The 22,846-nt window shown below is 36.8% G+C and carries 19 protein-coding genes and 1 pseudogene; 12 read left to right on the forward strand and 8 right to left on the reverse strand.

All coding sequences use genetic code 11. From position 1 onward, the window contains the following. Positions 1-22: 22 nt before the first annotated feature. The 6 genes from KCTC52924_RS15710 (at position 23) to KCTC52924_RS15735 (ending at position 2,957) form a co-directional block, all read left to right on the forward strand. Entirely contained in the window at positions 23-259 is a 237-nt protein-coding gene (locus tag KCTC52924_RS15710; RefSeq protein ID WP_353057436.1) for a hypothetical protein, read from the forward strand. A gap of 42 nt (positions 260-301) precedes the next feature. Beyond that, positions 302-859, forward strand: a complete 558-nt coding sequence (locus tag KCTC52924_RS15715; protein WP_251805710.1) for a hypothetical protein — start codon at positions 302-304, stop codon at positions 857-859. Positions 860-929: 70 nt separating this feature from the next. Beyond that, the gene (locus tag KCTC52924_RS15720; RefSeq protein ID WP_251805711.1) at positions 930-1,121 is read left to right on the forward strand and encodes an SHOCT domain-containing protein; all 192 of its coding nucleotides are present in this window, start codon (positions 930-932) and stop codon (positions 1,119-1,121) included. A 5-nt stretch (positions 1,122-1,126) separates the two neighbouring features. Next, on the forward strand, positions 1,127-1,513 hold the full coding sequence (locus KCTC52924_RS15725; RefSeq protein ID WP_251805712.1) for a DUF302 domain-containing protein: 387 nt from the start codon (positions 1,127-1,129) through the stop codon (positions 1,511-1,513). A gap of 234 nt (positions 1,514-1,747) precedes the next feature. Beyond that, positions 1,748-2,428: a rhodanese-like domain-containing protein gene (locus tag KCTC52924_RS15730; protein ID WP_251805713.1), complete on the forward strand. Its 681-nt coding sequence runs from the start codon at positions 1,748-1,750 to the stop codon at positions 2,426-2,428. 97 nt (positions 2,429-2,525) lie between these two features. Beyond that, entirely contained in the window at positions 2,526-2,957 is a 432-nt protein-coding gene (locus KCTC52924_RS15735; RefSeq protein ID WP_251805714.1) for a hypothetical protein, read from the forward strand. A 136-nt stretch (positions 2,958-3,093) separates the two neighbouring features. Here the strand turns inward: KCTC52924_RS15735 and KCTC52924_RS15740 are convergent, their stop codons facing one another. Beyond that, entirely contained in the window at positions 3,094-3,693 is a 600-nt protein-coding gene (locus tag KCTC52924_RS15740; protein ID WP_251805715.1) for a DUF6642 family protein, read from the reverse strand. A 355-nt stretch (positions 3,694-4,048) separates the two neighbouring features. Here KCTC52924_RS15740 and KCTC52924_RS15745 point away from each other — a divergent pair. Continuing rightward, positions 4,049-4,165, forward strand: a pseudogene (locus tag KCTC52924_RS15745) (DUF4130 domain-containing protein); the annotation flags it as partial. A gap of 223 nt (positions 4,166-4,388) precedes the next feature. Beyond that, on the forward strand, positions 4,389-5,312 hold the full coding sequence (locus tag KCTC52924_RS15750) for a DUF302 domain-containing protein (protein ID WP_251805716.1): 924 nt from the start codon (positions 4,389-4,391) through the stop codon (positions 5,310-5,312). Between the two features lie 836 nt (positions 5,313-6,148). Here KCTC52924_RS15750 and KCTC52924_RS15755 read toward each other — a convergent pair. Both KCTC52924_RS15755 and KCTC52924_RS15760 read right to left on the reverse strand, forming a co-directional pair. Then, entirely contained in the window at positions 6,149-7,126 is a 978-nt protein-coding gene (locus KCTC52924_RS15755; RefSeq protein WP_251805717.1) for a phosphotransferase, read from the reverse strand. Between the two features lie 7 nt (positions 7,127-7,133). Further along, positions 7,134-8,117: a nucleoside hydrolase gene (locus KCTC52924_RS15760; protein WP_251805718.1), complete on the reverse strand. Its 984-nt coding sequence runs from the start codon at positions 8,115-8,117 to the stop codon at positions 7,134-7,136. 526 nt (positions 8,118-8,643) lie between these two features. Here KCTC52924_RS15760 and KCTC52924_RS15765 point away from each other — a divergent pair. Further along, complete coding sequence (locus KCTC52924_RS15765; protein WP_251805719.1) at positions 8,644-9,276, forward strand: NAD(P)H-dependent oxidoreductase; 633 nt, start codon at positions 8,644-8,646, stop codon at positions 9,274-9,276. Between the two features lie 48 nt (positions 9,277-9,324). Continuing rightward, a complete protein-coding gene (locus KCTC52924_RS15770; protein ID WP_251805720.1) occupies positions 9,325-10,485 on the forward strand; it encodes an iron-containing alcohol dehydrogenase in 1,161 nt (386 codons plus the stop codon). A gap of 436 nt (positions 10,486-10,921) precedes the next feature. On the opposite strand, the gene KCTC52924_RS15775 is transcribed toward KCTC52924_RS15770, so the two are convergent. The 5 genes from KCTC52924_RS15775 to KCTC52924_RS15795 all read right to left on the reverse strand — a co-directional run bounded on the left by KCTC52924_RS15775 (position 10,922) and on the right by KCTC52924_RS15795 (position 19,631). After that, positions 10,922-15,568, reverse strand: coding sequence for a M23 family metallopeptidase (locus KCTC52924_RS15775; protein WP_251805721.1), 4,647 nt, complete (start codon positions 15,566-15,568; stop codon positions 10,922-10,924). A gap of 331 nt (positions 15,569-15,899) precedes the next feature. After that, entirely contained in the window at positions 15,900-16,196 is a 297-nt protein-coding gene (locus KCTC52924_RS15780) for a hypothetical protein (protein ID WP_251805722.1), read from the reverse strand. A gap of 9 nt (positions 16,197-16,205) precedes the next feature. Further along, positions 16,206-17,279, reverse strand: a complete 1,074-nt coding sequence (gene cydB / locus KCTC52924_RS15785; protein WP_251805723.1) for a cytochrome d ubiquinol oxidase subunit II — start codon at positions 17,277-17,279, stop codon at positions 16,206-16,208. 3 nt (positions 17,280-17,282) lie between these two features. Then, positions 17,283-18,614, reverse strand: a complete 1,332-nt coding sequence (locus KCTC52924_RS15790) for a cytochrome ubiquinol oxidase subunit I (protein ID WP_251805724.1) — start codon at positions 18,612-18,614, stop codon at positions 17,283-17,285. Between the two features lie 120 nt (positions 18,615-18,734). Continuing rightward, positions 18,735-19,631: a 3-hydroxyacyl-CoA dehydrogenase gene (locus KCTC52924_RS15795; protein ID WP_251805725.1), complete on the reverse strand. Its 897-nt coding sequence runs from the start codon at positions 19,629-19,631 to the stop codon at positions 18,735-18,737. A 411-nt stretch (positions 19,632-20,042) separates the two neighbouring features. On the opposite strand from KCTC52924_RS15795, the gene KCTC52924_RS15800 reads away from it, so the two are divergent. Then, positions 20,043-22,070 carry an NADPH-dependent 2,4-dienoyl-CoA reductase gene (locus KCTC52924_RS15800; RefSeq protein WP_251805726.1) on the forward strand — a complete coding sequence of 676 codons (2,028 nt, stop codon included), beginning with the start codon at positions 20,043-20,045 and terminating at the stop codon, positions 22,068-22,070. Positions 22,071-22,098: 28 nt separating this feature from the next. Continuing rightward, positions 22,099-22,743: a thiamine phosphate synthase gene (locus tag KCTC52924_RS15805; RefSeq protein WP_251805727.1), complete on the forward strand. Its 645-nt coding sequence runs from the start codon at positions 22,099-22,101 to the stop codon at positions 22,741-22,743. The last annotated feature ends 103 nt before the right edge of the window (positions 22,744-22,846 follow it).

The following is a 22,846-nucleotide window of genomic DNA, read 5'->3' on the forward strand; positions in this document are numbered from 1 at the left end:
GGGGGCAATATTTTACTTAGTAATGGACATCGGCATCCAATGGGGTATACTGCGAAATTTAAGAAAGGAAGTTAAAGCTAATTCAGCTATAATTATAACTGCCATATTATTAGATGTCATTGTCTTAAGTGCCTTTTTATGGATAAAAGCAAGCATTGATATATCAGTCATATTTGTTGTATTAGTGGCTATGACGCTTATTATTTTAGGAGAAAGATGGTTTTTAACTGCCAACAAAAACAACAAGGATTCAACATAAAAAATGTATTTAAATAATTTAAAATTAATAAAAATGAAAAACATGAAAACAATAGTAAAAACTCTATTGGTTATTGCATTAATCGGTACGGTGGTTAGCTGTAAGTCAGCTTTCAATGCCACCGAGACATTGCAGGTTGATGAAAATAGAAATGCCATTTATCAAGAAATCATTTCAAACCCTCTTCAGTTTGCCAATTTCATCAGTGAGGCACAAAAAAGTGAAGAAGCCAAAAAGATATTGATGAAAGCTCATATGGAAAAGATGGAATCTGGGGATATGAAAATGATGATGGAGAAAAATCCCGAAATGAAAGCAAAAATGCAATCCCATATGCAGATGATGATGGAGAAAAATCCGGAAATGATGCAAAAGATGCAATCTAAAATGCTCGATAAAATGCTGGCGAGTGAAGAGGGTCGTAAAATGCTGATGGATGAAATCCATAAAAACAAAACGATGAAAAAAGAAATGAAAACAAAGATGATGCAAATGATGGATGAAAACCCTGAAATGATGGAAGAAATGATGCAGAAAATGATGGATAAAAATCCCGAAATGATGATGAAGATGAAAGGGAAAATGAAGAATGAAGGATAATAAAATCCTCTTTAAAGAATGGGGTAATTACAAATAAAAATAATTAGTTAACTATTAAAACTATAAAATTATGATGATGTGGTGGTGGATACTCATACCGTTTGTACTTGTATTGGCAGTATTTCTGTACAATAGACGAAATGGACAAAATACCGTGAAGGACGAAAAACCCATGGATATTCTGGACAGCCGATTCGCAAAGGGCGAAATATCTAAAGAAGAATATGAAGAACAAAAACGAACATTGAATATTAAAAATTAAAAACAATGAAGTATTATTTTAATAAAACAATCAAAGGCACTTTTGAGGAGGTTATAGATAAGGTTACTCAAGGATTAAAAGATGAAGGTTTTGGTATTCTTACAGAAATTGATATCAAGGAAACCTTAAAGGAAAAACTGGATATAGACTTTAAAAAGTATAGGATCCTTGGAGCTTGTAACCCACCCTATGCACATAAAGCCTTACAAGCAGAAGACAAAATTGGAACGATGTTGCCCTGCAATGTCATAGTACAGGAAATTGAAGAAGGAGTTTTTGAGGTAGCTGCTGTAAACCCAATGGCCTCAATGCAAGCTGTGGAAAATGAAAAGTTAAGTAAGGTAGCTGAAGAAATTACAGACAAGTTAGAGAAAATCATCAAAAACCTTTAAATAGAAACAGATGAAAATATCAGCAACAAATAAATTAACTATTATGAGAACATTAGCAATTGTAATTATCGGATTAGTAACGTTAACTAGTTGCAACCATACAACTTAAAATTCAGAAATGATGCACAATAATGGAGGTTCCTATTACTGAGAAATGCATATGGGATGGTGGTTTTTCGCACTTCTAATTGTAATAATATTAATATTTATCAAATTCAAAAAAAGAAAATAATTATGGAGATAGTAATAGCAGCAACCAAAACCTGTCAACACAGGCCTGCACTTGAAAAAGTGCTTCAAGCCGCTTGGTTACCATATAAGGTAATTTATGTTGAGGAGCATCCCGAATTCTTTGAAGAGCATCATTTGAAAGACTCACCACTATTGCTTGTAGATGAAAAAATTGAATCTGTTGGTATGCCCGAAACAGATAAAATAAATGAGCTTAAGGCAAGAGTTAAGGATATATCCGAGCGTAGAACCTCTACAAGAGATGAGAACCATATGATTCCCAAAAATATAGGAACAGAACTTGGTTTAGTCGAAGTTGACGTTACGTGGGGCAGTATTCAATCCATAAAGGCCGCACAACAGGTGCATACGGTGGGAGAGCTAGAAGTATATGATCACCACAAAAAAGGTTTGCCCATTATCGATGCGAGAAAACCGGATACTTCCGGTTCAGTAACTATTCCAGGCTCTAAAAACATTCCTTATGACGAGTTGGTGGAAAGAATGGATGAATTGGACAAAAACAATCCCAGTATCTTTTTTTGTAATGGCCCACAATGCCCACAATCGTCAACAGCTATAAATGACCTCTTGGATGCAGGTTGTTCAGCTGATAGAATTCTATACTACAGGGGAGGAATGCACGACTGGATCACTTTAGGACTTCCTGTACAACAAATTTGAAAATAGCAATGACTATTTCCAGTTGAAGAATGAATTTTAGGAACGATCGGAAATAGATTGAAATACGCTAACAATTATTAATTTAAAATCAAATATTATGAAAACAACAACAATTATTTTATTGGCAATTTGCTTAATAATTCTATCCAGTTGCGAACAGAAAACAGATACTAACGCCATGCTCGAAAATTCAGAAACAAGAACGGAACTTTTTGATGCGATTGCCAGCAACAACAATTACATGACAGAATTCATGGGCAACATGCAAGGAAACGACCATGCAATGCAAATGATGAAGGGAAACCAAAATTTAATGGGTAATATGATGAAGGGTCAGGGTATGCAGATGATGATGAATGATAGTCTGATGTCAATGAATATGATGCAATCAATGATGAAAGATGGAAAAATGATGAATCAGATGATGCAAATCATGCATAAGGAAGGCATGATGAGTGAAGATTGTATGAACACCAGTCTGAAGATGATGAACGATAAAGGAATGAATATGGGAGGCATGCATAATTAAAAATAAATACTAATCTATTTTGCCACGTGTATCTATAATTTGGCGCCTGTACTGAGCGCAGTCGAAGGTTCAAATAGCCGCTGCTCCCGAAGCTTCGGGACTCGATTGCTTTTCAAATATCAGTCGCTATATGGGTTTAATAATATAATCTAAAATCAAGTAATTTGCAGACATTGTAATGTCTTTGATGCAATTCTTCTACAACATCTAACATATTATCATCTTCTTTAAATAAGTTAAAGAATGCTATATCAAGATTTGAGCTGCTTATTCCATTAAATTCATTTCCATAGCCAGAAACACCTTTTGCCCCAGTGATATCTAAAAAATATTGTGCTTCCTCTTCGTCTAAATCTAGAATTTTCGCATTTGAAAAATGTAAAATCTTTCCTTTTAACCTTCCTTCAAAAATTTCTGCAATTTCCTGTAAACTATAGTAGTAGTCATTTAAACAAATACTATTTGATTCACCTGTTATAACCAAGTAGATTATTTCATAGTCTTTAAAATTATGATCATCCAAGATCAGTGCATTTAAGCTATCTTCTAGTCCTTCAATGGTGTCGCATGTTTTATATATACTTGCTATTCCATATTTCATGGCCAATTGTTCCAAGTTTTCTTGGGCTTCGGTAACCTTGTCCGTTTCTATTTCATGAACCCCTTCTAAACAATAAATGAAATAATCTGCATCTATAAATTGTTCTTGGGGTAATTGTTGTCTTTTCTCTAACAAGTTTCTGATTTTATGTAAAGTATATAAAATACAAAATTAATGTAACTCTTCTATTCTTTACAGCGTTTTCATATAAATTACCATTTCACACACATTGCCTCCCCTCCTTCAGTCGGTCAGTTAATAAGCCCGCCGGAATGACTAGATCGGGCAGGTGTTTATTCATAGCTAGTCTTTTGTTTTTTAAAGGTATTCATGAACCTCGTACCTCGGTTTCATTACCTTATTCGAAGAAACTTTTTTGATGACGACATAATTTTTTAAGATTAATAATCTTTAAAAATTTGTGCGAGGTGAAGCGGTGGAAAAAGAAAGTGAAGTTCCAAATACTTTGCTATACCGATGACTGCCAAATCAGCAATTATGGAACGACTATTTTAAAAGTACAAACATTAAGTCTATAAAGAATATGAAATTTCATGTACAACACGTGCCTAAACGCTATTGGAAATATTTAAGTAAGAAACAGTAACCTGTTCTAAATTAATGATCTGCCAGATAGATTATTAAAAAACTTGTAGCTCTTGCTTGCCTCTTCCCTCCTGCCATTGATTTTTGCAAACCCGAAAACCTTGCCGACGATATGACGGATTTCTTTAAACCTTTTAGGATTTACGGCAAGATTAGATGTGATAGTGCTAAACATTAAAACTTCCCTTCCTTATTTTCACTGTTCATGTAAAAAATAGATTACTATGAAAACAACAAAATTAATTACGTTTTTATTTAGTGTACTCCCTGTATTCAGCGCTTGTGATGATGATGATAACAACGGACTTCCAGACAATAACAGTCCAGATACATATGGTATTGCTTATGTAGAAACTACAGAAATTCCAAGTACCGTTTACAACGCTATTATATCTATTTTAAATGCCAACGATAATATTGGAATTGTAGCCGAAGTCAATCATTCAGAAAACGCCTCTAACGCAGGGTTAACTTTAGATTTTACGAGAACCATATTCTTTGGAAACCCAGCTTTAGGTACGCCCCTAATGCAGGATAATATACAAGCAGGATTAGATCTTCCGCAACGTATAACAGTCTATGTTGATGAAGACGGCGATACGGTTGTGGCTTATAATTCTGTAGATTATGTTGTGAATAGACATAATTTAGGAGATGTTACTACCACTGAAACCATCGCTAATGCCTTGGCCAATATCGTTAATTCGGCCACTGGAGAAGATGTCATCTTAAATCCTGTAGATACAGATGATCCTGCTGGAATTATTACAGTGAACAGTCCGAATGATTTTGATACCACCTACGACCAAATCTTAAACACCTTAAATAGCATAGATCCTATTACCGTGATGGCAGAATTAGATCATCAAGCTAATGCGGTGGGAGTTGACATGGTATTAATGCCTGCAAAACTTATTATTTTTGGAAACCCAATATTAGGAACACCTTTAATGCAAGATTCTCGTACAGCAGCCTTGGATTTACCTCAAAAAATGTTGGTTTATGAAGACGCTAACGGCGACGTTAAAATTATTTATAACGATCCGTACGAAATGGCCGACCGACATGGTATAGACGCTAACGCTGGGAATTTAGAATTAATTTCTAACGCTTTACAAAACATTGCCGCTTCTGGAGCTGCAGAATAGTAAATCTCACTAAAATATTTTTAAATAAAACCCAGTAGTTTTAGTTCTAAACGTACTGGGTTTTTATATATTATTAGTTCAATTATTTATCGGCAAGTCCAACTTATCAAGAACTTTAGGTGATTGGTAATAATTATTTCTTAACCCACTTCACACACACACACACATTTACTCATACTTAGTTATTTTAGAGTAAAGAATCCATGCACCTCACGAAAAGTTCGGTGTCACTTCCCTCCTATCCCTTCGACTCCGCTCAGGACAGGCTTTGACTCACATAATAAGCCCGCCGGAATGACTAGGTTGGGCAGTTGTTTATTCATTGCTAGTGTTTTGTTTTTTAAAGGTCTTCATGAACCTCGTACCTCGGTTTCATTACCTTTTGAGAAAGTGATTTTTAGCAGACGACATAATTTTTTAAGATTAATAATCTTTAAAAATTTGTGCGAGGTGAAGCGGTGGAAAAAGAAAGTGAAGTTCCAAATACTTTGCTTTACCGAAGACTGCCAACGCACCAACCCGCTCAAAAAAGCAAAGATTCTCAATCTTCATATTTTGTGCCTTACCAAAGCAAAGTCAGGTAACCATGCCTACGCAAAAAAGCTACGGAAGGCAGGCGCAAGACATTATGGTTCAATTTGAGTTATTAGTTTAGCCAGTGGCTGAAGCAATAATCAAGAAAGCTGGCGCTCTTGTGAAATTCCAGAGAAGTTTAATCTATGTAGCTATAATTGTATTATGAACGGAATATTTTAAAGAATGGAGAATCCTTTAAAATTTACCGAGTTGATACGGCTGGTTTTTAGCGTAACCTTTGTATTTCTCAACAAAAAATCTTAATTGCTTTTATTCAAAATCAATGCACGGGCCATCTCTAAAAGCAACTTTTTTTCATGAAAAGATCTTTTTAAAGGCAGTTGGGCTAAGCCTATTAACCTGCGCATCATCTCTATTCCGGCCACTTGAGCGAGTAATTGTTCGTTCAGCCTTCCTGGATACCTACTTTTTATTGTTTGGAGGCAATCTATATTCATCGTAATCATAATACTATGTGCCGCCAGTACCCCAATGTCAAATTCAGCAAATCCCATAAAGCTGAATTCTGGATCAATTAGGTAGATGTGTTCTCCTTTTGTCATCCAACTCCCGGGATAATAATCACCGTGCAAAAGAATATTGCCTTGAGACAGGTATTGTAGTCCCACTTTTGAAATCTCTTTTTTTAATGTTTCATCCGTTCTATACATTAGAGCGAGTTCCTGAAGCCCTTCCTGAATGCCATTTAGGGAGAAATCACTTTCCTTAAGAAAAGGTAGTACAAATATGTGTTGGTGATTAAGTAATCGCAACTCCATATTTTCAGGGTATTCTATAGGTGCGGATTTATGGATTTGGGAAGCAATATCCAAAAGCTGATGGAGTTGGGAAGTTGTAATATTTCTTTCATCATACAGGTATGACATATCTTTACAATCCCCTAGGTCTTCCAGAATTAATAAATAGTTGTCTGCATTATAGGTTAGAACATCAGGAATATGTGGTGCAATAGCTTTATTTGTAACTGCTTTGTAAAATTGATACTCTACATCAATACGCTCAATGGGCGCAATTATCTGTGGGTATTTTTGAACAAAAGGACGCGATTGCTTTATAATAAAAGAACGCTTATTGGTGCGGATTCTAAGGACAACGTTCATGTTTCCCTCACCAGGCTTTTCTACAGTGAGAATTTGTTCGTGTTTGGAATCAAAAAAACCAATATTGTGTAAACAAATCTCAAAATCTGAAATTGAAGTAGTGGCATCTAGGTACATCCTGTTTTTATATTTTTTTTAAGCTTTGCCAGAAATCTGTTTTCATAATTTCTATATCTATTTCTGTATGGATGTTAATTAAGCGCTGCGTATTTTCTGTAGGAGTTAAAAAAGTTTCGGTTTTTGATAATTCGGGATGAGCGAGTGCTTCTATGATAGCAACATCCCACATAATCCAGCTTCTCTTTTCCAGATCTTCTTTGGTCCACCAGCGTTCATAGGTTTCCCATCGGTTTATCAGATAATCAGAGATACCTCCCTTATTTTTTAAATTGATCTCTACTTCTGCTTTTTTAAACACAAGGTGCTGGCTCGTAGTTGCTGTCATTATAGTAAGATCTAGACCTTCGGTATTTAGAAGAATCTCTACCGCTTTAGGGTCATTTCCTGTATTGAATTCCTTTTTATCATAAGTATTGGTTTTTACATTATGCCAAAAACCGAGATAGTGTACTTTCAATTTTGGTATAATGGATGGATCCTCCAAAATTGCACTGGCAACATTGGTACAAGAACCTAAAACGACTACATTCAATTTTTGACCGGCAGGCAATTTATGCGCCATACCAACTATAAAATTCGAAGCAGGAGAATTAGCGGATTCTGCACTATTCGTTATGGGTACATTACTCCCCAAAGGAAGCGGAATAGCATTCTGCCCCATTAACCGAAGTATTTTTTCATTAATTCTTTGGCTTTCATAAACACTACTATCTGTTGCCAATGGTGATGTATGAAACTGTGCTGAAGTAATGCCTAGAATATTGAATTTGGGCTCTGCAATTGCTCGTACAATGGCATAAAGATCATCTACTTCATTTGCCGTATCAGCATCAATAATGATGGGTAGACGCATATCTTTATCCTGTGCTTCTACAGGGACTTGTACGAAAAGGAATACTGGAATTATAAATTGAAGCAAAGAGAGGTGAATAGCTTTATGAAAATTTAGGGTTTTAAATGTCCGGAGTTTATTATTTTGCTTCTGCATTCATTCTTTCTATAATTGTTGAAATAATTAATATTTACAGTATACAGGATAAAAATGTGCCTAATTTAATGGAGTCCATTTTTATCATTGACAGCTATTTTGGTCAAAACAACTGTATAGCACCAATTGTAACTGTATGGGTGATCCTGCGTTTGGTCGTATAAATTGATCGAACATTACCTATCGTAATATTAAAAACACATATTTTTTATGGAGCTCGCTGGCTACGCTAAAATATAGTTGCCATTGCTCCTTTCGTTTTGACTTACATATGAGGAGGCCCTATTAAAATCACGATCCTATTTACCTATCATTTTCATTTATGATAACACCAAGTTTAATTAGAAATGTTAAAATTAAAGTTCTGTTAAATAAAAGAATGAACATTCATTTTTATGTATATTTGCATTGTGATTAACGTTATGCTCTTGTTAAAGGGACTATAGTATTGATTAACAAGAATGGTTTTCATGTCAACCTGCTTGGAGCGATATAAAAACCTAAATAATAGGATTAAAAGAAATAGATGGAATTATTAGACAAATTAAACTGGAGGTACGCTGCTAAAGCAATGAATGGCGAAACAGTAGCAGAGGATAAAATAAAACGTATTTTAGAAGCAGCACGTTTAGCGCCAACTTCAAGTGGATTACAACCTTTCGAGATTTTTGTTATTAAAAATCAAGAGATCAAAGCACAAATTAAACCATTTGCCTGGAACCAATCGGTAATTACAGACTGCTCTCACCTACTGGTGTTTGCCGCTTGGGATACCTACACAGCAGATCGTATTAACCATATGTTCGATTTAACAAATGAGATCCGGGGGTTTAAAAACGAAGGATGGGAAAATTACCGTCACATGTTATTGAGTTCTTACCCACAAAAAGATACTGAAGAAAACTTTAATCATGCTGCAAAGCAAGCGTACATAGCATTTTCACAAGCCATTACTGCAGCAGCTTTTGAAGGTGTGGACACTACCCCTTTAGAAGGTTTTGAACCAGAAGCAGTTGATAAAATTCTAGGTCTTCGCGAAAAAGGATTACGAAGTGCCGTTTTATTGCCAATAGGATATCGAAAAGACGATGCAGATTGGTTGGTAAACTTAGTGAAAGTGAGAAAACCCATGGAAGATTTAGTAACCGTAATAGATTAATTTTTATAGTATAGATATTAGAAACTAATAATAAAAAATAAAAAGAAGATGAACAATTTTGATTTTAAAAATCCGACTAAAATTATTTTCGGAAAGGATACCATAGAAAAACTAGAAAATGAAATTCCTAAAGACGCTAAGGTATTATTACTTTACGGTGGAGGGAGTATCAAAAAAAACGGGATTTACGACCAAGTTAAAACAGCTTTATCTAAACGTAACGTTATTGAGTTTGGAGGTATCCCTGCAAATCCTGAGTACGCAACCTTATTGGAAGCGCTGCAGATAATTAAAGACGAAAATATTACGTATTTATTAGCAGTTGGGGGTGGTTCTGTAATAGATGGAACTAAATTTTTATCTGCTGCAGCAGTATATGAAGGAGAAATACCTTGGGATATCTTAACGAAAAATATTAAAACAGAACATGGAATGCCTTTTGGTACTGTATTAACCTTACCCGCAACAGGTTCTGAAATGAATTCAGGAGCAGTAATTACAAGAGCAGAAACAAAAGAAAAGCTTGCCATGGGTGGATCTGGTTTATTCCCTGAGTTTTCAATATTAGACCCTCAGGTCATTACCTCTATTCCGCAACGTCAACTGGCCAATGGTATAACAGATGCCTTTACGCATGTTTTAGAGCAATACATGACGTATCCAATTGGCGCTTTATTACAAGATCGTTTTGCCGAAAGTATTTTACAAACATTGATTGAAGTTGCACCTAAAGTATTAAAGGATCCAACAGACTACAAAGCCGCATCTAACTTTATGTGGAGTTGTACCATGGCTTTAAATGGATTGATCCAAAAAGGAGTGCCAACAGATTGGGCCGTTCATGCAATTGGACACGAATTAACTGCTTTGTTTGGTATTGATCACGCTCGTACCTTAGCGGTGATTGCACCTAGCCATTACAAGTTTAATTTTGAAGCCAAGAAAGAGAAATTAGCACAATATGGGGAGCGTATTTGGAATATTACTGAAGGTAGTACAGACGATAAAGCGTATGCTGCCATTGAGAAAACAATTGCTTTTTTCCACGACTTAGGAATTGATACCAAACTATCTGATTACACTAAAGATTACGAAGGAACTGCTGAAGAAATTGCCAAACGTTTCACCAATCGTGGATGGACAGGATTAGGAGAGCATCAAAATTTATCTCCAGATAAAGTGGAGAAAATTGTGAAAATGGCTTACTAAATTTATTCCATCAATAGCACACTATTGCTATCCATTATTACGGCGTTTAGCGGTAATGAAACTAAAAAGGAAACAGCTTTTGAAAACGTTTCAAAAGAATTATCCCGTACAAGATGAAAATTTAATTACTGGTCAACATCCAACTTCATCTGTGTTAGTTGCAGAAAAATTATTTTAATATAGGAAAGGTTGTCTATACTAGGCAACCTTTTTCTGTTCTGGAGATGTATAGAATTTGTGTCAATAGCATTTTGGATTTTCGTTCTAAAACCACACTCAAATATCAGTTCGCTTTTTTATTTAAAGGTCTAAATGATTAAATATCAGATGGTAATAGGGTTTTCTTTCGGCCAATATCCTCGCAACCACAACGTCTCCCTTGTTTATTATTTTGGGGTTCTCCCGCTAGTTTTTAAAAAATATGATTATAATCTTTTTAAAATACTGCCTTAGCTACCCAACCGGTTTTAGTGCCAGAACCATCATTTTCCTTTAAAAAATAGGTAGCTCCAGGCGTACCGGTTTTACTTAAAAATACATCACCGATATCACCGGTTACTACTGTTTCGGGTGTGCCATTGCCGAATAAAAGTTTGCCATTGACAAGGCCCGAGTCTACTTCGTATATTTTATTGGTCTTGGCAAGATACTTTTGATCGTTTTTGTCATAGAAGTCAAACTCAATAGTCTCAAAACTTGTCAAAGTCGCTCGCAGAACTGCAAAATGCAAATGATCACCATCAGTAAAACCTGAATTTCCTGATAGTGCAAGAAGTTGACCAGTGATAACGGTTTGTCCGACGTTTACTTTAATTTGGTTTTGCTGAAGATGGGCATAAATACCATAACTTAAATCATCATGTCTTATTTTAACAAGATTTTCGGTGTTACTAGGGCCTCTAGAACCTATGGCTAAATCAGGATGTACTCGAACAATGTCTACGACAATTCCGTTCATTGCGGCTACAACATTTGTTCCTCTTGGAATTCCGAAATCGAGTGCAAATTTTTGATTGTTTAGATGAGTCCCTCCTGCCAAGTTTTGCCCTTGCACACAGGGTATTCTTTTTCCACTGCTAAAAGGTAGTTTATATTTCAAGTCTGATTTTGTCATGTTGGTTTTGATACCTAAGCTTATCGCTGTGTTGGATGGCCCTGAAGAATTAATATCACTAACGTCAACAAATGCTCCTTCATATATTAAGGTTGTGGATTGAGGGTTACAGGGAATTAAATCACCAAATTTGGGGCTAGAACTATTAAGGGTAATATTAGATTCGTCCAGCGCATGAATAGGTCCAATATCAACGAAATCAAATGATTTATTGGCAAATTCGACTCGGAAATTTGGACTTTTCTTTAGGTTCAATATAAAATTAAACTTTTTATCAAAACCTTCGTGGTTTACAAGGTTAGCTATGGTGATAGGCGGAAATGGGTGAGATTGGCCGCTAAATCCCAAGTTTTCACTTTTTTTAATAGAGATCTTTTCGCCATCAGACCGCTCAACGTCTATGTCGGTACCATTTCTTTGAACTGCATCGGTCAATTCAACAATATCCTTTTGGCTGGTCCCCGAACTTATCGGTTGATTCATCTCATTCAATACTTTTTTCGTTTGCTCCTTCTTTTCTGCATCATCAATATTCCCTTGCTTATGTGCCTTTTCTATAGCGCTCATTTTATTCTTCGCATTACTTGCCGCCATATTTGCCTTGTATAAGCTAGCGGCTTCAGAACCAAACTTAGCTGCCAATTTTGCTGCTTCTTGCATCGCTACTCTTGCATTCTCTTGGGTGCCTTTCAATCCTGCCATATCCCTAAATGCATTGGCATTCGTCACTGCAGCAAGTGAATCTGCAAATCCGCTTGGGGAAGGTGGTGTTGCTGCATTTTGAATATTTACAATAGAACCAGGTAAATCTGACGGTGTTGCGTCGGGCAATTGGGCCCGTCTACTGCTAAGAAGTTCTGACCCTAATTCAGCCAATTCTGGCTCATCATTGGTAAGAACCCAATCGGTGCTGCCGAAATGTTCTTCACAAGCTTCACACTCATCCATAAGTGATTGCGCATACAGCCCTGAGGTTGGAAGACTAATTCGTAAGGGCTCTGCCTGATTGCTCGTATCCCGATAATAATAATTCAAAGAGTCGGCATCTTGATGCCCATCTACTCCGATAAACGCTCCTGTGGCTACCCGAAATACCAACGAATTACCAACTATAGCCAAGGGATTTCGTTCCACTACCGATGCCACACTACGTTCATCGTTCGTAGACAACTTAATTCCGTCGAGCATCATATACAACTTATCGTGATCCAAGGTTTGCCACAGTCTTTTATGGTAGTATTCAGTGAATTCATCAAGATGTTCAAGCAATTCAATAAAGGAATTTTTAATTTCCAATCTTAAATTAACCTCTTCCCATCGTGTTGTTGGTAAATAGGCTGACCCACCTTCAGGGGTTGCCGCCCCAGTAATCACGTCAATCAGGTCATCAGTGCCCCGAGCACTAGACACCTGATTATCGAAATGTTCAGTAAAATAATGTAACCTTACTTGTTTGAGGTTCGCAAGAGAACCCTCTGGCAAGGATGGTGCAAGAACGGATAAATTCCTTAAATCAGAACGACTTAAGGTTCCTGTGTCATCCGACAAGGTGAAATCTATTCGCATGGTTTTGCCATGACGATAAGAACTTACCATGGTAAAATCTACGTTATACGGCCTATTGTCTTTATCCAATAAAACAAGATCATTGGCCCAGTTTGCGGCTATTTTGGGTGCATATTTTTTTTGAAAGGCAGCGTCTTTTTTGTCGGATAGTAGTTTGGATAAATATCCAAATATACCTCCAATTGGCTCGTTTGAAAATGGAAATAACGGCCTCCAGTTGACTTCTATAAATTTCCCTTCATCATCATCCTTTGGGCGTTCAATTTTCAATTGAATATAAACTGATCCACTGACATGCTCAATGGGGACTTGATCCCTTCGACCAGGTGGTACGGTTGAATTTGAAAAATTATCCCTTACATCTTTTATGTAATTCATTACCCAGCGGAGTTGGGGTTTTCGCAACACACTTTTTAAGGTATCACGCCATCTATAAATTCGATCTATGGTAAAAGGTTTAATCTCTAGCGGAACAAAAACACATTCCCTTGCCCCCACTACACGGGTATCAACCCGCAAATGACGTAGTATTTCGTGGTAGATTACTGTTAGCGAATGGCAATAGTTTACATTACGCACAATCTCAGAAACCCCTTGAATGAATTCTTCCTGACTTTGATTAACAACAACCATGCTATCTAGTTGTCTTAAAGAGTCAGCATAAGCACGAATACTGTCTCTTAAATTTTGGGTTTCTTTTGAAGAGATGTCCCTTCCTCCCCTTTGCGTACTGCCAGATGCAGCTATACCCAATGCTCCACCCCCACCAAAAAGCACTCCACTAATGAAGCCGCCAACACCACCTGCGGCGCCTGCGTTGGCCGCTACAGACCCTCCTTTGCTCCATTCTTTTAAATGGGATTCAACGGAGTCTTGGTAAGAATAATTTCTATCTGTGCCTGTGTCCACAGATTCGCTAAAATCAGTATCCTCCCTCCTACTAATGCTGTCTGCAATTCTAGATTGTACGGTAATGATTCTTTTAGTCTGTCTTGGAGCAAGTGTTAAACTATGGGCAACCTTACCTAAAGAATAACCATTGGTACGATATTGGACCCGGGTTTCTAAAATATGTCCAAAACCTAATGAGGTAGCTTGGTACTCTGTACTGTCCCCTTCCCAATTTAAAGGGTGGTTTACATTTAGATTGAACCTCCCTAGGGGTACTCTTTTGGCTAAACGCTGAATATAATCTTTAGTCATTTCTGGGCTTATATCGGAACTTAGCAAGGTATCCACCTCCTTGGTTTTTAGACTCGCGGCGCCAGCAAATATATTTTCTCGCCTTGGAACGGCCGTTCCTGCCCTTGGGTTGTTATCCCGCACTGAAGTGTTTTTAATTTTCATCACTAGCTTGGCGTTCGCTAATACACCTCCGGTAAAATCCCCTTTTATTCCATAATCTGGACGTTGAAAGGGTTTACTACCTATGGTTGGTTGTTCTACCCTCAAAATGGTATGAAAAGTTCGTTCGCTAACAATTCTATGTGGATTTGAAAAGGGTTTGCAAAATGCGCCTGGATCATCATTAAATACATTAGGGTTACTGAGCAATTCTTCTTCAGTAACATCAAGCGAGGTGCCAGCCCCAATAGGAGAATCGCCAATAATGAGATTGGAAATGGTTTCTTGGCCATCCTTCTCTGAAGTTGGAGGTAAAAGAATAGTTCTTTTTGTAGAAACCGGATCCAGATTTGCTTCCTTTTGAATACCAATGAAAACGACCGGCCCGTTTAAAATCCATAACCAGCCAGATTCATTCCCTTCTACAGGCACTGTAAAGTCAAATTGGCCGCTGATGCCGATCTTGGAACTCGTTAATTCTCCTAATGGAAGGTTTGCCAATTCAACCAAGTTATCAATCTTTAAACGTTTAGACACGGTATCGAAGTTGTTTATGCCGAAAAGTTTAGTGAGAGTAGCATTGTTAATTTGTGTTTGCCGAATAGGGCTGATCATTAATTTGTATTGAGAAAAAGGAGGATTTGGGAATCCAATTGAAATAAATTGGCAGGAGCGACTTAAGATTGCAGGATATAAAGGTGTTCGCTCTATTAGAAGTTTCACCTTCTCTATCTCAGGTTTTGTCAGTTTCCAAACGTAGATAAAGGTTCCAGCTATGGTACCATTATCGGGTTGATTTACATCTTCATTTAAGATTAACATTCCTTGCGAGGATATTACAGAAAGATGTAATGGTGTTTTTGCGGTGTAATTATCAATTTCTATTTGACCAACAAACTCCGAAGAAACATCGAAAGAAATCGAAGCTTCTCGTGAGGTGATTTCTTGATTATCATCCTCAAATACAAATTCTTGGTAATGGACCACTACTTTGGGACCACTATTAGCAACTTTATCTAATTCAGTGTGCGGTTGGATTTTTATTGTTAAAATGGCCATATGTTCCGAAAGTTTAAATTAAAATGCTTCGATATAAGAATACTGATCGTTCTATCAATACAACTTGTTCTATTTGATGCTTCAAACTAAGGGGGAGAAAACTTGAAAAAGGATACATAATTATCCTTTTAATAGGGGAAGGATTAAGGGATATGAAATACCAGAACTAAATTCAGTATAAAGTAATCTTTATCCATAGAGGTGTGACGATTATTTGTACATATTGTACAAAATACTGTATAAATGGTCTTGGACAAAAAACAGAAATACAGAACAATGTTTTAACTTAAGTATCCATTCTATACAACTGCCTACACAGGCGTGGCGCATCTTATCGATTCAATTTAGACTTCAATAGGTAAACAAAATATAAAGAAAGTGCGCCTCCAAAAAATGAAACGATACAGTTGAGCACCAATAAACTAAAATTTGTCTCTCCTAGTTGAACAATCGCTTGCGGATTGAAACCTAACCTTCCAAAAGATTTAATAAATATAATACTTCCAAAAACTCCCGCTATGGTATTGCCTACCAAACCAAAGGACATTTTTTTAACCAAAACACCAAAGGTATTTGCGCCAGTAATACCAAGAACAATGCTTATTAATGAGATTAGAGTTGCTGTCATTCCTAGAGGTTAATGGCCATAATCCATATCGTCTATTTTGCCTTTCATTAATCTTCTTTGTACAATAAAGTACACCCCAAGCAAAATTAGACCTACAATTCCCCAGCTAAGAGCAACAGATAATCCGTATTGTGAGGTAGTTGTATTATAAATAGTAAGATGCTCGTTAACCGAGTTTGTCGATGGTAAAATGACAGGAAACATAGATGCTAAAGACGACGTTATCCCTCCAAGAATAAGCAAGGTAGAACACATAAATGCTGTAAAGTCCTTTTTCATTTTGGACCTAAAAAACAACCCAATTAACCCAATTAAATATATAATAGGGAAAATTATGAGATAAGGTCTTACTGTGAAATTACGGAAAGATTCCGGAACAATTATATTCCAACCTACTAGAGAAATTATAGTGAGTACTAATAAAACCAAGTTCAATTTAAAAACAACTTTTTTCAGTTTTTCATTTATAGAAGCGTTGGTTTTTAAAATAACCCAATTAGCGCCATGAATTGCCAATGTTACCACACTTATAAATCCAATTATGAGGGTAAACCAATCTATAACACCAGGATGTGTTGATAGTGGACTAAAACTAGAACTCCATAAGGGTAAGAAAAAGTAATGTCCTTCATAGATTGAAATACCATCTTCTACACCTCCAAGATTAACGCCTCTTACTATATTCCCTAAAGCGATTCCAAAAAATAGGGCTAGCAACAAACTAGACACTCCAAAGGATTTATCCCAAATAGCCTTCCACATTTGATATTTAAAATGTCCTCTAAATTCCAGTCCTATAGCTCTAAAAACAATTAACCATAATACTATTATTAGTGGTAGATAAAATCCGCTAAAAACGGAAGCATAGAAGGTGGGAAATGCCATAAATAGCAATCCGCCAGCTGCAACTAACCAAACTTCATTTGAATCCCAGAACAAACCGGCAGACTTGGTAATTACTTCTTTATCCTTTTCTTTTTTAGCAAAGAACAAATGAATGATTCCTGCTCCAAAATCATATCCATCCAAAATAAAAAACATGGTGAGAATTAACCCAATAATAATAAACCAAAATAGTTCCATAGTTTAATGATTTAGAGATTTTGGGCCTTCATTAATTGTCTTTCCAACGAGTAACACAAACAACAATCCTAGAAGCGTATACAACCCAACAAACCCAAGTAATGTAAACAATGTATTCCCAGAGGAAACCGTTGGTGATACTCCTTCACTTGTTCTTAACAATCCGTACACCAAATAGGGTTGTCTTCCTAATTCGGCAACATACCATCCCGTGATATTGGCAATGTATGGAAATGGGGCCATAAACATGATAGTCCATAATAAGGCGTTCATAGCATATAATTTTTTCCTCCATAAAAAGAAAGCCGCCAGAACCATTACGCCAATAAATATAGTGCCAAGACCAACCATTATATGATACGCATAATAGAGCAGAGGGATATTATCGGGTAATTCGGCTTCTTCAAACTTATCCATTCCCATGATTTGCCTATCCCATTCTTGATAGGTTAGAAAACTAAGAATATTGGGCACGGCAATTTTATTGTCCAGCTTTTTTTCAACCATATTAGGTTGACCGATAAGAATTATTTCCGATCCAGCATCTTCGGTTTCAAAAATACCCTCCATGGCTGCAAAAGCAGCAGGTTGATATTTTACCACATTTTTTGCGTTCATGTCTCCGGTAGGAAAAGCGACTAATATGCTAGAAATTAATCCAAAAATCACGCCGGTTTTTAAAAATAATTTTCCGAATTCGGTGTTTTTATTTTTAAGGATATAAAAGGCTCCAATACTTGCTACTACAAAAGAAGACGTAACTACCGAAGCTGCCTGATTGTGTAAAAAAGCGGGCAATAACCAAGGATTTGTAAATAATGCTGAAAAATTAGTCAGTACAAATTTTCCGTTATCCAATATTTCGTAACCTACAGGATGTTGCATCCACGCATTAGTTGCTAGAATAAACCAACCGCTTGCCCAAGACCCTAAGAACACCAAAAAAGCAGTAAGAAAGTGCAGTTTTTGCCCCATTAATTTCTCACCAAAAATGAACAATACTAAAAAAGAAGATTCTAAAAAGAAGGAAGATAAGCCTTCCATCGCAAGAGTTTGCCCAATAATACCCCCTGTGAGTTCAGAGAACTTTGCCCAATTGGTTCCAAATTGAAACTCCATAGGAATACCAGTTACCACTCCCATAGTAAAGTTGATGGCAAAGATTTTCATAAAGAACTTAGCAGCATCATTGTATTTTTCCACTTTACTTCTTAAGTAGTTCCACTTAAAAAAGACAATGATTAAGGATAGTCCCATTGTCAGTTGTGGAAAAATATAATGAAACGTGATAGTGAAGGCAAATTGTAGCCTATCATAAAGTATCATGTCCTCCATAAAGTAGAATTATAGTGTGTTGCTTATTACCTTCCAGTTAATTTCTATTTCAGTACCAAATGCTGTTCTTAAATATACTGACATCCTATTTTAATTGGAATTGGGGTTCCTAAAAATCTCTTAACTTAAAAAATCATCTTTTTTATACGCTGGATTAGGATATTTATAAAACCCCTCTCCTGTAGAAACCCCTAATTTATTGGTATCAATAAAGTTTTCTTTTAAGTATTTGGTCGCTTTAATTTTTAAAGGATCTCCAGATGCTTCAGAAGCCATTTTATTGATATTAAACACGGTATTAATACCAACAACATCTATAATTGCAAAGGGACCTAATGGCGCACCTGTAGCCTTCATCCATGTTTTATCGATAATTTGAGGGTCTGAAACTTCATTGGCTACTAAGCTTGTTGCCGCGCTTAAAAATGGCACCAACAACGAGTTTAATAGGTAACCTGGTTGTTCTTTTTTCAAGGGCAAGGCCAACATTCCGATCGCGGTAGCAAAAGCAACTACATCCTTAAATATTTCAGGATCCGTTGCTGGATGTCCCATAATTTCGGCGGTATTATTAATCCAAATATTATTGGCGAAATGAAGTGCTAAAAATTTAGAGGGACGACCGGTTACTTCTGCAAACTGACTTGGTAAAAGCGTAGATGAATTGGTTGCAAATACTGTTTTTTCTGGAGCAACTTTTACTAATTTTTGGTAAAAATCTTTTTTTATACTTGGGTTTTCTGGTACGGCTTCAATTAATAAATCGGCATCCTTTACGGCTTCTGCCAGATTGGAACTATACCTTAAATTGGCAAAAGCAACCTCTAACTGTGCATCCGTGGCATTTAAATCCCTTTTAAAAACAGCACTCATAGTACTGAATTTAGCTTTTGCCTTTTCTAGTATTTCATCATTTATATCGTAAACGGTTACCTTAAAATTATGAAAAGCGGCTTGAAATGCTATCTGATAGCCTAAAACGCCACTTCCGGCTACGGTAATATTTTTATAGTCCATGCTGTTTTGATTTTTAATATTGTGATTTTAAAAATACTGCTTCTAAATTTTATAAATAATGGGATTTTATTTTATTTTTACGACAATAGAATCCATAATTGTAATTACCAGCCCTAACCAAGTGTCATAACCATGCCTACGCAAAAAAGCTTCGGTAGATAGGAATGCCATTGACCGGCACACTGTAACACTCAAAATTTAAAAAAACCGTACCTTTCCCCTTGTTATGCACGCATAGTAACAATATATAACAAAACCCTTAGGCACGCCCTACAATCATATAAGGATTAACTAAGGGATGGGGTATTAAACTAGAAACTCCGCCAAAAAAGTCGGGGTTCGTTCGACTATCTTATTTCAACGCAGCTGCTGCTTTTGAAATAGGGGTCTCACGAAAAATCACAAAGAACAATGACAAAGTTTACACATATTTTTGAACCCTTGGATCTGGGATTTACCACCCTTAAAAACCGAATTATAATGGGTTCCATGCATACCGGGTTAGAAGAGGAAAAAAATGGCTTTGAAAAAATAGCCACCTATTATGCAGAACGCGCAAAGGGTGGCGTAGCTTTAATTGTTTCTGGAGGAATTGCCCCTAATGTTCAAGGCTGGACAGGGCCTTTTTCGGCTCGAATGAGCAGTAAAAAACACGCAAGACAACATAAGGTAATTACAGATGCAGTGCATAAAGAAGGGGGTAAAATATGTATGCAAATTTTACACGCAGGACGTTATGGGTATCATCCTTTTGCGGTTGCCCCTTCTGCCATAAAATCTCCAATTTCCCCCTTTAAACCTTTTAAACTAAATAAATCTGGTATTAAGCGTACCATACGCGACTTTGTAAACTCGGCCAAATTGTCCAAACTAGCCGGTTATGATGGGGTCGAAATTATGGGATCCGAAGGGTATCTGATCAATCAATTTATTACAGAAAGAACCAATAAGCGTACGGATACCTATGGTGGTAGTTATGAAAATAGAATGCGTTTGCCTATAGAATTAGTAAAGCAAACCCGCGAAGCTGTTGGAAAGGAATTTATCATCATCTATCGCTTATCCATGCTAGATTTGGTAGAAAAAGGTAGTACTTGGCAAGAAGTGGTAGCCTTAGGGAAAGAGATAGAAAAAGCGGGTGCCACTATTATAAATACAGGAATTGGTTGGCACGAAGCACGTATACCCACCATCGCTACCTCGGTACCTAGGGCAGCCTTTACCTGGGTTACAAAAAAAATGAAGGAAGAACTTTCCATTCCGTTAGTTACTTCCAATAGAATAAATATGCCAGAAACAGCGGAAATGGTATTGGCAGAAGGACATGCCGACCTGATCTCTATGGCACGTCCATTTTTAGCCGATCCGGAATGGGTAAATAAGGCAGAAGCGAATAAATCTGACGAGATAAATACCTGTATTGGTTGTAATCAGGCGTGTTTAGACCATGTTTTTAAACGAAAAGTAGCAAGTTGCCTAGTAAATCCAAGAGCATGCCATGAAACGGAACTAAATTATCTTCCAACGGAAAGAAAGAAGAGAATAGCTGTTGTAGGAGCTGGTCCTGCAGGATTAGCTGCGGCAACCATTTCAGCGCAACGAGGACATGACGTTACCCTTTTTGATGCCGATACGGAATTAGGAGGCCAATTTAATATGGCGAAGCAAATTCCGGGGAAAGAAGAATTTTATGAAACCATTCGTTATTTTAATAAGCAAATTGAATTACATCAGGTAACCGTAAAATTAAATACGCGGATAGATGCCCAAGATTTAAAAAACGGCAATTTTGACGAAGTTATCATCGCTACAGGAATTAAACCAAGAACGCCAAAAATTGAAGGTATAGATCATCCTAAGGTTTTAAACTACCTAGATGTTTTAAAATTTAAAAAGCCGGTCGGGAAACGGGTTGCAGTCATTGGAGCTGGTGGAATAGGGTTTGATGTTTCAGAATATTTAGCACACGAAGGCGAAAGCCCCTCATTAAATATTGACGCTTGGTTAAAAGAATGGGGAATAGATAAAACTCTGAAGGCCAGAAGTGGAACTGAAGGGGTAATGGCAGAAGTTCCTCCATCACCAAGAGAAATCTTTATGTTTAAGCGTAGTAAGGGTAAATTTGGTGGTAACTTGGGCAAAACTACGGGTTGGATCCATCGTTCTACCTTAAAAAAGAAAAATGTGCAGTTTATCAATAACGTGCAGTATACAAAAATTGATGATGCAGGCTTGCATTATGTTCAAAATGAAGTTCAAAAAGTGTTGTCGGTAGACAACGTAATCATTTGTGCAGGTCAATTACCATTTGCAGCATTGGTAGCCCCATTGGAAACCAGTGGCATTAAAGTACATGTAGTTGGGGGTGCAGATGTTGCTGTGGAATTGGACGCAAAACGCGCCATAGATCAGGCCAGTAGATTAGCGGCTAAAATTTAAAATTACATTCTATTACAAAAACTAAGACATGATTATACCTAAACTACATTATATATCTCAGGGAAACTCACCAAAAGAGCATTTGGAAAACATTCAAAAAGCGTGTACTTCTGGGATAGAATTAGTGCAATTAGGGCTGAAGAATGTTTCAGATAAAAAAATGCTGAAATTTGCCCAAGAGGCTAGGGAGATCACCGCTCATTTTCAAACCAGATTAATTATTAGCGACCATTATAAATTGACCAAAGAGGTTAAAGCGGATGGGGTATTTTTAGAACAAAAGGACCTCTGCCCTACCCTAATTAGAGAACAGTTGTATCCTTGGCAAATGATTGGTGGTACCGCAAACACCTTGCAAGATTGCGAAGCTTTAATGACTAAAGAAGTGGATTATATTTGTTTGGGCCCCTTTAGATCAGCAACAACCGAAAACAATGCAAGCGCAGATTTGGGTTTAAACGGTTATACTGCAATTATAGAAATTTTGAACTCCGATACCCCTATAATTGGAGTTGGCGGTATTAGCATAGCAGATGTTGCGGCTATATTGGAGACGGGTGTTTCTGGACTTGCTATCTCTGAAGAGATTACTAGGAATTTTGATAGTATAAGAACCTTTAACCAATTGCTAAACGCTTCTTCAACAGAGGAGCAGCGCTATACCTTTGAATAAAATAAGGATGAAGATTTCCTAATAGCAGTGAATGTTTTAATCATTTTTCGCATCACCTGAAAATCCTAGACTGATTTTAATTTTCTTCAAATCCACCCACTTT

This window comes from Arenibacter antarcticus, assembly GCF_041320605.1.
Taxonomy (GTDB): domain Bacteria; phylum Bacteroidota; class Bacteroidia; order Flavobacteriales; family Flavobacteriaceae; genus Arenibacter; species Arenibacter antarcticus.

Bases quoted from the DNA above. Each gene is read 5' to 3' on its own strand.
- KCTC52924_RS15805 (WP_251805727.1), top strand. From the start codon at position 22,099: ATGATTATACCTAAACTACATTATATATCTCAGGGAAACTCACCAAAA.
- KCTC52924_RS15735 (WP_251805714.1), top strand. From the start codon at position 2,526: ATGAAAACAACAACAATTATTTTATTGGCAATTTGCTTAATAATTCTA.
- KCTC52924_RS15710 (WP_353057436.1), top strand. From the start codon at position 23: ATGGACATCGGCATCCAATGGGGTATACTGCGAAATTTAAGAAAGGAA.
- cydB (WP_251805723.1), bottom strand. From the start codon at position 17,279: ATGGAACTATTTTGGTTTATTATTATTGGGTTAATTCTCACCATGTTT.
- KCTC52924_RS15795 (WP_251805725.1), bottom strand. From the start codon at position 19,631: ATGGACTATAAAAATATTACCGTAGCCGGAAGTGGCGTTTTAGGCTAT.
- KCTC52924_RS15755 (WP_251805717.1), bottom strand. From the start codon at position 7,126: ATGTACCTAGATGCCACTACTTCAATTTCAGATTTTGAGATTTGTTTA.
- KCTC52924_RS15790 (WP_251805724.1), bottom strand. From the start codon at position 18,614: ATGGAGGACATGATACTTTATGATAGGCTACAATTTGCCTTCACTATC.
- KCTC52924_RS15725 (WP_251805712.1), top strand. From the start codon at position 1,127: ATGAAGTATTATTTTAATAAAACAATCAAAGGCACTTTTGAGGAGGTT.
- KCTC52924_RS15800 (WP_251805726.1), top strand. From the start codon at position 20,043: ATGACAAAGTTTACACATATTTTTGAACCCTTGGATCTGGGATTTACC.
- KCTC52924_RS15730 (WP_251805713.1), top strand. From the start codon at position 1,748: ATGGAGATAGTAATAGCAGCAACCAAAACCTGTCAACACAGGCCTGCA.
- KCTC52924_RS15765 (WP_251805719.1), top strand. From the start codon at position 8,644: ATGGAATTATTAGACAAATTAAACTGGAGGTACGCTGCTAAAGCAATG.
- KCTC52924_RS15750 (WP_251805716.1), top strand. From the start codon at position 4,389: ATGAAAACAACAAAATTAATTACGTTTTTATTTAGTGTACTCCCTGTA.
- KCTC52924_RS15775 (WP_251805721.1), bottom strand. From the start codon at position 15,568: ATGGCCATTTTAACAATAAAAATCCAACCGCACACTGAATTAGATAAA.
- KCTC52924_RS15770 (WP_251805720.1), top strand. From the start codon at position 9,325: ATGAACAATTTTGATTTTAAAAATCCGACTAAAATTATTTTCGGAAAG.
- KCTC52924_RS15720 (WP_251805711.1), top strand. From the start codon at position 930: ATGATGATGTGGTGGTGGATACTCATACCGTTTGTACTTGTATTGGCA.
- KCTC52924_RS15780 (WP_251805722.1), bottom strand. From the start codon at position 16,196: ATGACAGCAACTCTAATCTCATTAATAAGCATTGTTCTTGGTATTACT.
- KCTC52924_RS15715 (WP_251805710.1), top strand. From the start codon at position 302: ATGAAAACAATAGTAAAAACTCTATTGGTTATTGCATTAATCGGTACG.
- KCTC52924_RS15760 (WP_251805718.1), bottom strand. From the start codon at position 8,117: ATGCAGAAGCAAAATAATAAACTCCGGACATTTAAAACCCTAAATTTT.